This window comes from Paenibacillus sp. LRG-1 (assembly GCF_057220305.1).
The window spans coordinates 5,779,383-5,794,289 of sequence record NZ_CM170126.1 but is presented as its reverse complement, the minus strand read 5'-3'; the positions used below and the strand labels follow the sequence as shown (position 1 = coordinate 5,794,289).

Genomic DNA, 14,907 nt, shown 5'->3' with positions numbered 1-14,907 from the left:
CCTATGATGGATATCACGAAGACAAGAGGACTTGCGCGAACAACACGCAAGTCCTCTTTTTTGCATCTGGCTTCGAATCCTCGACTCAGCCTTTGACGGCTCCAGCGACGACGCCTTTAACAATGTATTTTTGCAGAAAAATAAATACGATAATGGAAGGAAGCACAGCCATTACCATCGCGGTCATGGCATATTGCCAGTCTGACGTATACTGTCCGACGAAGGTGTAGGCGGCCAGCGTCAGCGTTTTGGTGCTGGGTGAGCCATTAACCATGAGAAGCGGAAGCAGAAAATCGTTCCAAATCCACATCACGTCGATAATGACAATGGTGGCGGTGACTGATTTCAGCAAGGGGAAAATCACGGAAAAGAAAAGCCGGAAGCCCGAGGCTCCATCGATTTTGGCGCTTTCGTCAATCTCAGCCGGAATACCTTTCACGAAGCCGTGATAGATAAACACTGCCAGCGGTGCGCCGAAGCCCCAATACAGCAAGCCAAGTCCCCAAGTGCTGTCTGCCAGATTTAAGTCTTTCGCCAGTCGCAAGACAGTGAGCATGATGGACTGAAACGGGATCAGCATCGGCATAATGCACAGCATGTAAATCACGGAGCTCCATTTGCTTTTGGTTCTTGCCAGCTTGTAGGCCGCGATGGAAGATATCAGCACGATACCTGCCAGGCCAACCACAGTAATAATGGTGTTATTGAGAAATAGGCGTGGATAGTCAATGAATTTCCATACATATACGTAATTATCCAGCGAAAGCTGCTTGGGCAGCGCAATGACGTCGGTCATGACCTCAGCGAAGCTTTTGAACGAATTGTTAATGGCGAGAAACAGCGGGTACAAAAATAACAGTGATAATACAATCATGCCCGCTTCTAGCAAAATACGTCCCGTACGGCTGCGTTGCATCAGGCTTCAACCTCCCTGCGTTTAAAAATAGACAATTGAATAATCGTAATGATCAGGACTGCAACGAATAAAATCAATGCTTTGGCTGTTCCGTAGCCATACAGATTGTTCTGGAACGTGTCCCGGTAGATATCATACGCAATGCTGTATGTTGTACCTCCCGGCCCACCGCCGGTCAGAGATAAAATGACGTCAAACACTTTGATCGAGTTGGTCAGTGCCATGAAGACTGAGATCGTAATGGAAGGTGCGAGCATCGGTAGAATAATACTGAAAAATCTCCGAATCGGCCCCGCGCCATCAACAATGGCAGCTTCTTTTAGATCCTCTGGCACAGATTGTAAGCCTGCAATATAAATGACCATGTAAAAGCCAATGGATTGCCAGATTGATACCGCCAAAATGGAAACAAACGCGAGCCCTTCCTCACCCAGCCAGCTCAGCTGGAAGATACCCCAGCCTGTACTGTGTCCCAGTGACTCAAAGCCTTGCATGAAGATGAATTTCCATATAAAGCCGACAATCACGAGACTGAGGATATACGGGATAAAGAAGGCCGCCCGCAGCCAAGCCGAGCTTTTCAGCTTCATATCGAGAACGAGCGCCAGCAAAATGGCCAGCACATTCACCAATACAATGTACAGGATGGCATACTTGACGGTAAACCAGGCTGCATGTGCAAAATTGGCGTCCCCAAGCAGGATTTGCTTGAAGTTATCCAAACCTACAAATTTCGGATGTTTGGATATGCCGTTCCACTTGGTCAGGGAATAGCGTATCGTCATCAAAAACGGAATATAAAATGCAATCGTAATGCACAAGATTACGGGCAGTGTGAATAAACCGAATTCCAGTTTACTACCCTTGTCGCCCCAGGTTCCCCTTTTTTTCAGCATAACGCACCTCTTTTTCTCAACATTTTCCGCTCTTTCGCTCCAAGCTGTTTAAGATATAATGAAAGTATAGGATAGCCCCTAGGGCCGGACCAATGGATTTAAGAAAACAGTTGAGGGTAAAAATGTGTACGCTTTCAAAAGGGGCGGTTATCATGATGTCAGAGCGCGTAGGAACGATTCTTCGCTCCATGTGGAGGAGGATCACGCAAAAATTAGTGAACAAACTCATTCTTCTTTTTACCTCGGTGATTATTCTGGTGGTGGGCTCACTTACAATTATTTCCTATCAGATGATTGAAAAGGAGTCGGTTAACCATAGCATCGCCAGCACGACCAATAATCTGCTGCTGGTCAATCAGAATTTGGAGGATTACTTGGAGGGAATGCAGCAGTTGGCTCTTCCACAGCTACGTTATAACGATATCATGAACGCGATTGCCAATGAGAACCGGGACTATGCTTCGCGAATGGTCATTGAAGATTACTTGCGCAGCATGTTTTATTCACGTAATGATCTGGAAGCGATCTATCTGTACGTGGCGGACCGACATCAATACTATGTGGTTACCAGGGAGACGTACAACATTACGGTGCGCAAAGGAATAAACACGGATATTCCCAAGCTTCCTTGGTATAAAGAGGCGATGGCTAGTACCACGAACGAATCATTTCAATCCTTTGTAGGGTCCCGTTCTGATATGGGCTATGTGGCGCCACAAGCCAGCTTTATGGCATACCATCGAGTGCTGAGGTCGATTGCATCCCGTCACCCGCAGGCGGTGCTGTCCTTTTATTACAATACGAGCGCCGTGGATGAAATCATGCAGAACATCCCACTGGGCAAAGGGGACCAATTGATGCTAATGAGCCCTAAAGGGGTTCCCTTTTATGTGAATAGCTTTCCGCTATATGAGCGGATGCGTGATTCCGGAGTGTTGGCACAGATCGGCAAGGGAGGAAGCGGGCGAGTAACGTGGTCAGATAGCAGTGGCAATCAGGAGTATTTGGTCGTCTATGATGCTGGTGAAAAAGATGGGTGGCAGCTCATCAAGCCCATCCCATACCGCCAGATTTATGAAGCAGCTACGACAACACGGAATTGGAGCTATGCCATCGGGGCTTTATTTTTAGGTGTGTCTATTATATTAGTGACACTGACCTCGAACGCCATTACCCGACCTTTACATAAGCTGTCCACCCAGATGAAGCGGTTTAGCACCGGAGATTTTGGAGCAACAGCTCCTGTGAAGGGACATGACGAGATTGCATATTTGTCGCTGCATTTTAACGAAATGGTCCAAAGAACCGAGGAACTTATTAATGAGCGCTATCGCATGAAGCTGGTCGAAAAGAATGCCATACTCAAGGCGTTGGAGGCTGAAATTAATCCTCATTTTCTGTACAATGCCCTGCAAGCCATATCCACACAGGCATTAAAGCGGGAGATGTTCGACATGGCGGATATGGTGGATGCATTGGCCCAAACGTTGCGGTATTCCATCAACGGCAAGGATATCGTAGTTGCCCGCGAAGAGCTCAAGCACATTGAACGGTATATAGGTCTGCAAAAAGCAAGGTTCGGGGCGAGACTGCGGGTCGAAGTGGTATGGGAGGAAACGCTGATGGAGTTGCCGATCCCGAGATTATCTGTGCAGACGTTGGTGGAAAACGCTATCAAGCATGCGTTGGAAAAAGTATCAAGCGATATTCTGATCGTCATTTCAGCCGAATCGAGTTCTACAAATGCCACAATTGCAGTCAGGGACAACGGACCTGGAATTTCAGAGGACAAGCTGGGAATGGTGCTGGATTCATTCCATGAAAAATGGGAAGAACGGGAGAGCGAGCATATTGGTTTGAAAAATCTGAACACACGGCTGAAGCTTTTGTACGGAGATCAGGCAGGATTATTCATACTTACGGATGAAACGGGAACGGAAATGAGAATGCAAATTCCCCGGGGAGGAAGTAGTCATGTATAACGTATTGATTATTGACGATGAAGAGCCGTTGCGCGAAGCCATTCGTATTATCGGGGACTGGGACCGTCTGGGCATCGAACATATTTATGAGGCGACGAATGGAAGGTTGGGACTGGAGCTGTTGGGTCAGCACCATATAGATGTGGTGATGGTCGATATGAAAATGCCTGAGCTGAACGGTATCGAATTTCTTCGCGCGATCGAAAAGGCATATCCCCATCTGCTGACGATTGTCATTAGCGGCTACAACGACTTTGAATTTACACGGCAGGCGATACAATCCCGGGTGGTGGACTATCTGCTCAAACCTATCAATCGTCAGGATCTGAACCAGGCACTGCGCAAAGCAGTGGACATTCTGGAAAGTCGAGAGCAAAGCAAAAACAAGTTCATTAGCCAGAACATTACGCTGAATATGTCACTGCCGAAGCTGAAAGAGAAGCTATATTTGTCCATTTTGGACGGTAGCTTTAAAAGGCAGGCCAATACGGCGTTGCTCCCATTGATCGGAGCGGATCAGAAGGGGAATCGCTTTGGGGTGATCGTGCTGCGGCTGCTGAACAGGGATGAGATTCGCAGGACGCGTTTTCATGGCGATGCCGATCTGATGGATTTTGCCGTGACCAATGTGTTAGCTCAGACGTCAGATGAACGGTTGAGTTGTTTTAGCTTCTCCCATCCGCGACGGGAGCGTGAGGTCGTTTCGATCTGTACCCTGGCCCCAGGACAAGAAGAACATATGGCCTTACTATTGGCACAAGTGACACAGAAGGCGGTGGCCAACCTGCATGGGCTGTTCAGCATGGTGGTAGTTGCCGGATTGGGTAAGCTCTGCACAGATGTATTGGAGCTAGCGTCTGCTTATATGGATGCCAAGACGCTCATTCACAGCACGGATGTGTTAAAGCTGGAAGGGGAATCCATTCTTCATACAGTGCCACGGCAAATGGGTACGTTAGAGGAAATGTCATGGACGGAGCGACTGTTGTCGATCCAAAAGGATGCTCAGACAGGTCAGGCAAACCGGGCAAAGGTACTGCTGGGCGATCTGCTGAAACAATTGGCATCAGGCCCTATTTTCCGTTTACAGGATGCGGATCGAATGATGAAGGAGTTCCATTTTTTACTGAGAGAAGCTGCGATTGAGTTGGGTGCGTCTACGTCAGCGTTGAATCAAGATGGAGCTTTGGAAGATCTGGAGCAAGTGGGGGAAAGCGATTTGTCTGCTGATTTTACGAGCTTTGTCCACTACGGTCAGAGATTGAATCGAATGCTGGAGCTTTACATTGCTGGGGTCCAACATGCTCAAGCGGGGAACCAGCCCTTTGACATAACGGACATCAAAAGGCACATCGATCGTTATTATTTTGAGGATATCAAAATTTCGTTTTTTGCCGAAACCTATTTTTTGAGTCGGGAATACCTGATGAAGCTGTTCAAGCAGCAGTTTGGTTACGGTATTCACGAATATGTGCAGAAGGTTAGAATGGACAAGGCGAAGGAGCTACTGGGTGATTCTAGCCTGAAAATACAGGAAATCTCGGATATGCTTGGCTACAAAGATAAAAATTATTTCAGTAAGGCTTTTCGTAATTATTATCAGGTGTCACCGTCTGAGTATCGCGTAAGCCTGCAATAAACCACTTTTTTACCCTTAACGCTTCACTAATCTGCCTTTTTAAATTGGAGTATATTTTTTAGAATGAGCGCATGGACGTTGATCACAAACAAATGGGGGAGTATCCATGTTAAAGAAGATGATGGCGTTATCCGGCAGTTTGCTTTTGACGGTCGGTTTGTTGAGCGGATGTGGAAGCAGCGGCGGTACGGATGCGTCGAAAGAAAGTGCTGGCGGCAAAGAAGATTTGAAAACGGTTACAATAAATATGTTCACAGCCTCACCGGAGTATACCGATGCTTTTAACGCGTATATCGAGGAGTATAAGAAGGTCAAACCTAACGTGAAGATTAATCTGGAGATCATGCAGGCAGACTACAACACGATTCTGAAGTCGAAAATTGCCTCAGGTAGTACACCGGATGTATTCCAAACGACGGCAGGAGGCGACATCGACACGTATGCGGATTATAGCGCCGATCTGACCAATGAGCCACTGGCAGCAGCCATGACGGATGCTGTTCGAGCGAATATGAGTTCCAGTGACGGTAAAGTGCTAGGATTCCCGGTGAAGGGGAACCTGTTTACGCTGATTTACAATAAGGATTTGCTTACCAAGGCTGGGGTAACCTCCCCGCCGAAGACGATTGCAGAAATGCAGGATGCGGTCACCAAGCTAGAGGCGAAGGGCATTACTCCATTTGCCAATGCATATAAAGAGTGGTGGGTATGGAAGCATATCTTCCAACACTATGTAGATGCTGCTGCGCAGGATGCGGGCGTGGAACCGAAGCAACTCGTTAGCGATTTTATCGCAGGCAAAGCAAAAATCAAGGACTACCCAGTGCTGTACAACAACTTCTTTAACTTCATTGATTTGACGGTGAAACATGGCACAGATAAGCCGCTGGAACGGGACAGCAATGCGGAAGTAAGTGATTTTGCATCCGGAAAAGCTGCGTTTATGACGGGTAAAGGTGCATGGGATGAGGAAGCAATCAAGAAAATTAATCCTGATCTTAAGATTGGCATCATGGGATATCCGGTGAGTGACAAAGCTGATCAATCGGTCATCATTACCGGTGCAGATCAGGCGCTGCGTATCAACAAGGATTCCGAAGTATCGAAGGAAACGATAGAATTTTTCAACTGGCTGTACACTTCGGAATACGGCAAGAACTGGTTCTCCCAGGTAGCGAAGGTGATTCCTCCAATTAAGGATGCACCGCTTCCTGATCTGGAAATGCCTAAGGAAATGGAAAGCATCTTGAAAACGTCGAAGTCCGGTGATCTGTCTGTTAACTACTCGCTGGATACGTTCCACCAAAAATTTGGCGAGCTGATGCAAGCATATATCAGCGGTAACATGAACAAGGATCAGGCGGTTGCAGAGATCGAGAAGGCATGGGTGCAATTAGGTTCAGCACAATAAGATTGGTTCCGCAGAGGCGTCCGTAAGGGCGTCTTTTTGTGTTATAGCTAGGAGGCCGAGAGTGCGTAGACAAAAAAATATTTAATAATATTTAAATATTTACTTGCAAAAAGTTATTGAGTTGTGGATAATAGGTTGTGTGCAATATATCTACAACATACGACATACATAATGACTGCAAGTTGCAAATGTGAGAGATCCCCCGTTGGAGGGAATCTCTTTATTCCGTTTGGACTATGCCGATCATGTTTATAATAGACCGTGTAATTTGGAACGCATTTTCATTGATGTGGTAAAGGTAAAAAGGAGATGAACGTTTTGACGAATTCGTTGTTTACACCGTATACACTGAAAGATTTGGAATTAAAGAATCGTGTGGTGATGCCCCCGATGTGCCAATACTCGGTGACAGCCAAGGACGGGATTCCGAATGATTGGCATCATGTTCATTACCTGAGTCGGGCTATTGGAGGTACGGGCCTGATTATTATAGAAATGACAGACGTGGAACCAGATGGACGGATTACAGATTATGATCTGGGTCTTTGGTCAGACGAGCATGTCCCAGCTTATAAGAAGCTGGTTGATGGCATTCATGCGCACGGGTCCAAGGTAGGCATCCAGATTGCTCACGCGGGCCGTAAAGCTGAGGATGCAGCTGAGCCAGTTGCTCCTTCGGCCATTGCATACCCGGATGCGAATTATAAACAGCCACGCGCGCTTACGACGGAGGAAGTCCGTGGCATGGTGCAGAAATTCGCAGACGCTACCCGGCGTGCAGTTCAAGCGGGCGTGGATACGATTGAACTGCACGGGGCACATGGTTACTTGATTCACCAATTCCATTCGCCAGTTACGAACAAGCGAGACGACGTGTATGGTCAGGAGCTATCCCGTTTCGGCGTTGAAGTCATTCAGGCTGTACGCAAGGGAATGCCTGCGGGTATGCCGTTAATCTTACGCATCAGCGCAGTGGAATACGTAGACGGTGGGTACGATGTGGATCATGCCATTGAGCTGAGCCGTGCATATCAGGCTGCAGGCGTAGACGTGATCCATGTTAGCACGGGCGGGGAAGGACCTGCAGGCACCAGGAAGCCGGGCAACTATCCGGGCTATCAAGTGCCGTTCGCACGCCAAATCCGCGAGGCACTGAACATCCCGGTGATCGCTGTCGGCGCACTGGATGACCCAGCCTTGGCGCAGTCCGTTATCGGCAACGAGGATGCCGATCTGGTCGCTGTGGGACGCGGATTGCTACGCGATCCATATTGGGCGATTCATGCAGCAGTGACGCTGCACGGCGAGAAGCCTTCCATACCTGAACAATATCAACGTGGCTACTGAGGCCTAAGTAATCCCCACGTTGTTTATATATAAACAAGGCACCTGCAACGAAGTGTACGCTTCGTCAGGTGCCTGTTTTGTTTTATGGACAGATGGTACAGTGTAAGCAATCTTACACGTGGTAGTGGTTATATTTTGTATACTTGTATTATTTAGTGATTAGGAGGTTTGAAAGTGGAATATATTATCGAAACGAAAAAGCTCCGCAAACAGTTTGGGGGGGCTGTAGCCGTAGACGACATATCCTTACATGTGGAGCGTGGCAGTATCTACGGTTTCCTCGGTGAAAATGGAGCTGGTAAGACAACCACTATCCGCATGCTAATGAGGCTAATTGAGCCTACAAGTGGGGAGGTTTTTTTATTTGGCGAGCGGCTGGAGAAAAACTATCCTTCTATTTTCTCGAAAATAGGTACAATTATCGAAACGCCTGGTTTATACGAAAATTTGAGCGCACGCGACAATCTAAGAATTTGCTGTATGTATATGGGGGTACAGGACAACGGAAGGATAGAACGTACCCTAACCACGGTAGGATTAGAGCATACCGGGAAAAAAAAGTTTAAGGATTTTTCCCTAGGAATGAAGCAAAGATTAGGGATTGCGAGGGCGCTTGTTCATGACCCTGAGTTGCTCATATTGGATGAGCCGACGAACGGACTGGACCCATCTGGAATTAAGGAAATTCGTCAGCTATTGAAGCGGTTGTGTGAGGAGAATGGGAAAACCATTCTTATTTCCAGTCATATCTTGAGCGAAATTCAGCAGTTAGCTACACACATCGGGATTATACATAATGGAAAGCTGTTAACAGAAGATCGTTTGAGTCAGTTGGAGGAAGAATTTGAACAATACACAGACATAAAAGTACACGATGCAAAAGCAGTACAAACGTTTCTGCAAGAGCACATGGGACAGCAGCTTCAATCTAATGTGATATCCCCACAAGAACTAAGAATTCATAGTCCGATCGAAAATACAGCCACGTTAAATAAACAGTTAATAGATCATCAGTTTTCAGTCTATGAGATACACACCTCAAAACAGACGCTAGAGGAGTACTTTCTGACTCTCATTTCAGGAGAGGATGGGCAACGTGATTAGAGCAGAACTTATCAAACTTAAAGGCTCTAAAGCCTTCTTGTTGAGTTATATTATATTGCTGGCTGTTGTGCTGTTGGAATTTGCGACGAGCGCTATTTTTTACAGATATTCAATTGATAAACGGGGTTGGACTTACTATTTCGAGGGCATAGTTCTCTTCGTCAATGTTGCAGCCGGATTTATCAGTTACTACATATTAACCGGTCATATTTTTGCAAGAGAGTATCAGGAAAACACGCATCTATTTATGTTTACCACGCCTGTCACCAGGGTTAAATTTTATTTTAGTAAATTGATCATTATTTATGGATTTATTATTGTATCCTTATTTCTCGTTCTGTTTTTGTCTGCCTTATTAGGCATGTCTATTACAGATCGACCTTTAACGATGGCTATCTGGGTATACCAAATCCAAGTGTTTGCTAAAATGTGTGTGATGCATGCGATGTTAATCCCAATCGCCTCTTTTTTTGCTATACGCTGGAAGAGCATCATGGTGGTTGTACTCGTAGTTTGTACTGCTATATTTTTGAATTTTATATATAAAAGTGAATGGTACCCTTGGATTGTACCCTATCTCTTATCTCCTAATGAAAGAAATGCGACTATACCTACCAATGTTTCAATAGCATGGCTCAGCTTATCCGTGATCTTTCTTCTTGGATTGTCTTTATCCATATGGACATATCAAAGAAAAGACTAAATGGAGAGTTTTTGAGAGGAGGGTTACTATGCTTGACCTGTTTAAAGCAGAGTGCTTGAAGCTGAAAGGAACTAAAATTCTTTGGTTGAGTGTAATGATTTTAGTATTAACCATTGTTTTAGAATTTTATAGTTACGCGGGTAGTTCCAAGTATTCCATAGATCGTGATGGTTGGAATGACTACTTTATGAGTGTTGTTATTCTTATTAATTTTCTGACCGGTTATATGAGCTACTATATTTTGACCTGCTATATCTATGCAAGAGAGTATCAGGAGAAGACCCATATTGCACTGTTTACAAACCCGATTCGCCGGACTCGTATTTACTTCAGCAAACTACTCGTTATTTATATGTACATCGCTGTTAGCCTACTGATGGCATTTGTGCTATCTACAGTATTGGGTACGTTTATTACAATCAGACCGCTAACCTTTGAAATCGTTATGTATCAGCTTGGGGTATTTGCTAAAATGATTCTTATGCACGCTATGCTCATCCCGATCATCACGTTCTTCGCTATTCGTTGGAAAAAATTTGTACCCGCCATTATTGGGATGTGTACGGTTATGTGCTTAAATTTTGTTTTGGTTAATACACCGGGGAATACCTTTTATCCATGGACAGTGCCGTTATTGTTTTCTCCCCATGGACAAATGGGCAGAACATTCACGTATGTTCCTGGAGGGGTCATCAGTATTTGCTTCATTTTTGTGCTGGGTCTTTTTTTGGCGTTGAGAAGTTATACTCATATAGAGAAAAAGTAGAATGTGCAAGCAGAAAAACAAGGATGGTAGTCCGCATAAGGTTGGTTGAATGAAGCTGTAAAATGTTGTCGCTAAAGGACGGATTTACGTGCTATAATTCCAGTAACAACAGAATGGCTTAGGTGGGCGGTCGGCTAAGTCTCCCGGAAGGGAGGTGATGCCTGTGGAGGTTAAGGATGCTCTGACATTAATGATGATGTTCGGCACGCTATTAGTAGCGTTGATCGGATTAATCGTTACGATTGTTATTGCGTTGAACCAAAACAAAAAGAAATAGACCGCCCTGCTCAAGGGGGAAACGGTCTATTTCTGTAGATCGCCTTTGAACAGCCGACCGCTCTTCAAAGCGGCTGTTGCCAAGAGTAGGGATGTTACCAGCATCCCTACTCTTTTTTAGTATATCCTTCTATAACTCATTTTAGCACATCTGAATAATCAATGTAACTGAATGCGGCTGTTACTTGGTGAAAACTTTAACTTCCTTTGGAGCGAGGGTCACGGTGATCGAACCGTTGTTGATCTGAATGGAGTCGTTGCTTAATTGGTTGGTCAGGCGAGTGCCGTTGGACAGATTGTCGAAGTTGCCAATCGTGCGGGTTTGACTGCTCCAGGAGTTGTTGATAAGTACGATGGCCTCGTCTCCATTTTTTGAGCGCTGGAAGCTATAAAAGGAGTCGTCTACCCACTTTTCCTTTTGGCTCCCGTTTTGCAGGGCAGGGTGGCTGTTGCGCACACGGTTCAGCTTAGCGATGTACTGATACAGATCATGATTGGCGTTAAACACAACGTTTTCCCGGTTGGCAGGATCATCTCCGCCACTAAAGCCTTGCTCGGTGCCTTGATAGATGATAGGAATCCCGCGTGAGGTCAAAGTAAAGCCCAAGGCGGCCTTGAGCTGAGGCCATTTGTCATAGTTAGCACCCGGCTTGCCAGAGGCGTCATTCAGGAAACGTTTTACATCATGATTGTCGATAAATACGCCGTTGGTCTGGGCATCGCGATAGTGACGATCATCTGAGTAGCGTTCCTTGATTTTCCTCATAGATTGATCGTGTCCAAACACATCCTTGATTGTATAATACATCGGAAAATCCAGTGCGGCATCGAGATACCGGGTGTAATCACCCACATAAGCAGGATCGCCACTGTAAATTTCACCGAGAGTGAAGGTATTGGCGGCCTGGTCAAAATCCTTCAAAAACCCTTTGGGTACATGCTTCACAGTGTCCACCCGCAGTCCGTCGACCCCCGACTCGTTCAGCAGCCATTTGATCCAGTTTTTGAGTTCATTCGCTGTATCTGGGTTGTCCTGATTCAGGTCGTCCAATCCGGCAACGTCACCGTTTTCGATTTTCCACTGATTGTTTGAGTTGTAGTCTGCTCCTGTGATGTCGCCATTGTGATGATACCAGTCCGCTTTGTCAAAAGGAGCCTTGGCGATGCCGTTCCCAGGTTGAAAATCGCCAGTGTGATTGGGAACTACGTCCAGCATCACAGCGATATTTTTGTCGTGTGCCTTACCAACCAGCTCTTTGAACTTGTCCATGGTACCAAGATGCCCGTCTACCGCATAAAAATCATACGTATGATAGCCGTGGTAAGCGTATTCGCTCTTTTGCATCGTTACCGGAGTAATCCAGATGGCGGTAAACCCCATATTTTTAATGTAGTCGAGTTGGTTAATAATACCTTGAAAATCGCCACCATGCCACTTGCGCTGATCGTTGTTGTGGGAATTGAAGCCACCGTAATTATCGTTGGATGGATCTCCGTTGCTAAATCGGTCTGTCATGATAAAATAAATGCTCTGTTTGCTCCAGTCTGTGTTGAGGGGAGTGGGCTTGGAGAGGGTACCTAGATCTATAGGAGTGAAGGCGCCCGAAGGCGCCCCCGTTTGAATAGTTACTTCAACTCCGTTAGGGTTGGGTACGTACGTAGAAGTGCCTACGTTTAAGGATGCACCCGAAAGTTCCACTGTTTGGATAGGTCCTGCAACTTCGTTAAGGTTGGTTGTGTAGGTGGAAGTCCCTACGCTGAGGATGCTCCCCGAAGGTGCCCCCGTTCGGATAGTTCCTGCGGCTCCGTTAGAGCCGGGCGTGTAGGTAGAAGTTCCCGCGCTGAAAAGGTAGTTCTTCGTGTTATTGCTGTCCCAGCTGTTATTGCCGTCATTAAAAGCGGCTTCCAGTTGGGAGGCAGACCCGATATCGACGGTAATTTTAGCATAGCCGCTAATCTCGGCATCCTGCATTTTCACACCGGGTACGGCAGTCCAGTTTCCGCCAGCCGGGCGGTAGTGAATGTAAGGCGAGTTAAAGCCTTTTTTGTAGTATACCGTTACCTTATTAGTTGTACCGCCGCCATCCCCGGGAACCGTGCCCGATGGAGCGCCTGATGTGATCGTTCCCGCATTGCCGCTGTTACCGGGCGTGTAAGTAGAAGTGCCCGTGCTGAAGGAGTAGTTTTTGGTGTTGTTGCTGTCCCAGCTGTTATTGCCGTCATTAAAAGCGGCTTCCAATTGGGAGGCAGACCCGATATCGACGGTAATTTTGGCATAGCCGCTAATCTCGGCATCCTGCATTTTCACACCAGGCGCAGCAGTCCAGCTTCCCCCAGCCGGACGGTAGTGAATGTAAGGTGAGTTGAAGCCTTTTTTGTAGTATATAGTTACTTTGTTGCCTGTACCGCCACCGTTATCGCCGGGCTTGGCCTTGTTTACGATATACTGTTTGAATCCACTCATTTCACCGGTTGGTGAGCCGTCGTTGTTGACGAGATTGTTGAGGCGTAAAAGTGTAAAGCCGTGATAACCGAACTTTGTGATTTTTTCTTCGATTTTTTGAAAGCCGCTACCGCCTGTTGGGAGTGCATTTTCACCATTTAGGCGAACACCCTTGGCATTAGCGATCGAGGAGACAGTATCTACTAATGTGGACGGCAAGGAATAATTCGGTGCTGTACCACTGTCGTTCATCTCCAGAGCAGTAAAGGTCAAATCCAGATCCGCATCTTTGAACTTCTCGATGAGACGGTTGTAATCATAATATCCACCTGCTTGCTCTGTGCTGTGAGGCATGGCAGGATTGTTCATCTGCCAGTGCAGACCGGAAATCTTGGCTCCGATACGGACACCGAACACGGAATCGAAGTTTTTGTGTGCAGCAGCTCCGATGACGCCCAGATGCTTCTCAAGCACGCTTTGGTACCACGACAGAAAATCCTTCCCATACGTGGAAGTATACCCGCCGTTCGTGTAAAATCCGTCCCCGTCGGTCGGTGGATTGATTTGGCCAAGGCTGCTCAGCTTGGTACCCCAGGCTGCATTAATCTTGTCCATTGATCCATACTTTTCATTCATGGCCGTGCGGAACGCATTTTTGGCTGTTTCAGTGTAGGCTTGGAATTTGCCCCGTGCAGGATAACTCCATCCCGCTGCCGGATAGTATGAAGGATATCGCAATTCTCCAGAGGGCCCACCGCTTAAATAAATTTTGGGAATGATGCTTTTGTAGCTAGCAAAGGTTTGAGCAAATGAGGCATACAGCTCATCATATTGTTTACCAGTCCCGCTCCATAATGGAGAGAGGGCTTCGTTATTGGCAAAACCGCTTTCGTCCTTGAACTGCATTTCATCTGCACTGCCCTTGCTAGACAGCCAGCTTGGTAGCGGGATGTTGCAATCATCCCCCACATTTCCCCCACACTTATGCGTAGAGATAATAGGAACCCACTTCAATCCCACTTCTTTTACGGCATCTGCATAGGTCTTGTAGTAGCTCCAATCGAACTGGTTATCTCCTGCGCTCTCCACATGGCCCCACCAGACGTCGGTGGTAATAGCATACACACCGTTACTTTTCAGCGTTTGCAGTTGCTTTTTGAAGGCACCCCAGTCATTAATTTTCGCCAGCGGCCCCATGACAGAAGCCTGAAAATCATCAGCAACCGCTGCGCTTGCCGTATTGGAGGGTGAGCCAATAAAGGCGGTCAGAGATAGCACAATGCTTAATAGCATCAGGCACCCTTTTTTCCATAGACTTCGATACAAGGTCAAACCGATCATCCTCCCCAAAGCATAGTCTAATTCGACAACATTTTGTAAACGTCTACAAAAATAGTATAAAGCAAGCGGTTGCATAAAAAGAA

The 14,907-nt window shown here is 46.5% G+C and carries 11 protein-coding genes; 8 read left to right on the top strand and 3 right to left on the bottom strand.

Annotation, left to right across the window (positions count from 1 at the left end; all coding sequences use genetic code 11):
* Positions 1 to 85 precede the first annotated feature (85 nt).
* Positions 86 to 916: a carbohydrate ABC transporter permease gene (locus ACUUJN_RS25700; RefSeq protein ID WP_013312583.1), complete on the bottom strand. Its 831-nt coding sequence runs from the start codon at positions 914 to 916 to the stop codon at positions 86 to 88.
* A complete protein-coding gene (locus tag ACUUJN_RS25695) occupies positions 916 to 1,812 on the bottom strand; it encodes a carbohydrate ABC transporter permease (protein WP_013312582.1) in 897 nt (298 codons plus the stop codon). Before ACUUJN_RS25695 ends, ACUUJN_RS25700 begins: the two co-directional genes overlap by 1 nt.
* 122 nt (positions 1,813 to 1,934) lie before the next feature.
* Between ACUUJN_RS25695 and ACUUJN_RS25690 the strand changes: the two genes are divergently transcribed.
* The 8 genes from ACUUJN_RS25690 to ACUUJN_RS25655 all read left to right on the top strand — a co-directional run bounded on the left by ACUUJN_RS25690 (position 1,935) and on the right by ACUUJN_RS25655 (position 11,041).
* Entirely contained in the window at positions 1,935 to 3,794 is a 1,860-nt protein-coding gene (locus tag ACUUJN_RS25690) for a cache domain-containing sensor histidine kinase (protein ID WP_484669076.1), read from the top strand.
* Entirely contained in the window at positions 3,787 to 5,433 is a 1,647-nt protein-coding gene (locus ACUUJN_RS25685; protein ID WP_264454395.1) for a response regulator transcription factor, read from the top strand. The genes ACUUJN_RS25690 and ACUUJN_RS25685 overlap by 8 nt, the downstream gene beginning before the upstream one ends.
* A gap of 106 nt (positions 5,434 to 5,539) precedes the next feature.
* Complete coding sequence (locus ACUUJN_RS25680) at positions 5,540 to 6,844, top strand: ABC transporter substrate-binding protein (RefSeq protein WP_028540854.1); 1,305 nt, start codon at positions 5,540 to 5,542, stop codon at positions 6,842 to 6,844.
* Between the two features lie 318 nt (positions 6,845 to 7,162).
* Positions 7,163 to 8,191, top strand: coding sequence for an NADH:flavin oxidoreductase/NADH oxidase (locus ACUUJN_RS25675; protein WP_484669075.1), 1,029 nt, complete (start codon positions 7,163 to 7,165; stop codon positions 8,189 to 8,191).
* Positions 8,192 to 8,365: 174 nt separating this feature from the next.
* A complete protein-coding gene (locus ACUUJN_RS25670) occupies positions 8,366 to 9,295 on the top strand; it encodes an ABC transporter ATP-binding protein (RefSeq protein ID WP_484669074.1) in 930 nt (309 codons plus the stop codon).
* Positions 9,279 to 9,998 carry an ABC transporter permease gene (locus tag ACUUJN_RS25665; protein ID WP_484669073.1) on the top strand — a complete coding sequence of 240 codons (720 nt, stop codon included), beginning with the start codon at positions 9,279 to 9,281 and terminating at the stop codon, positions 9,996 to 9,998. The genes ACUUJN_RS25670 and ACUUJN_RS25665 overlap by 17 nt, the downstream gene beginning before the upstream one ends.
* Before the next feature lie 28 nt (positions 9,999 to 10,026).
* Positions 10,027 to 10,764 (top strand): ABC transporter permease, encoded by a 738-nt coding sequence (locus tag ACUUJN_RS25660; RefSeq protein WP_023990943.1) that lies wholly within the window; start codon positions 10,027 to 10,029, stop codon positions 10,762 to 10,764.
* Positions 10,765 to 10,927: 163 nt separating this feature from the next.
* Positions 10,928 to 11,041: a putative holin-like toxin gene (locus ACUUJN_RS25655; protein ID WP_010347020.1), complete on the top strand. Its 114-nt coding sequence runs from the start codon at positions 10,928 to 10,930 to the stop codon at positions 11,039 to 11,041.
* A 180-nt stretch (positions 11,042 to 11,221) separates the two neighbouring features.
* Here ACUUJN_RS25655 and ACUUJN_RS25650 read toward each other — a convergent pair whose 3' ends face one another.
* The gene (locus tag ACUUJN_RS25650) at positions 11,222 to 14,815 is read right to left on the bottom strand and encodes a family 14 glycosylhydrolase (protein ID WP_484669072.1); all 3,594 of its coding nucleotides are present in this window, start codon (positions 14,813 to 14,815) and stop codon (positions 11,222 to 11,224) included.
* Positions 14,816 to 14,907 lie beyond the last annotated feature (92 nt).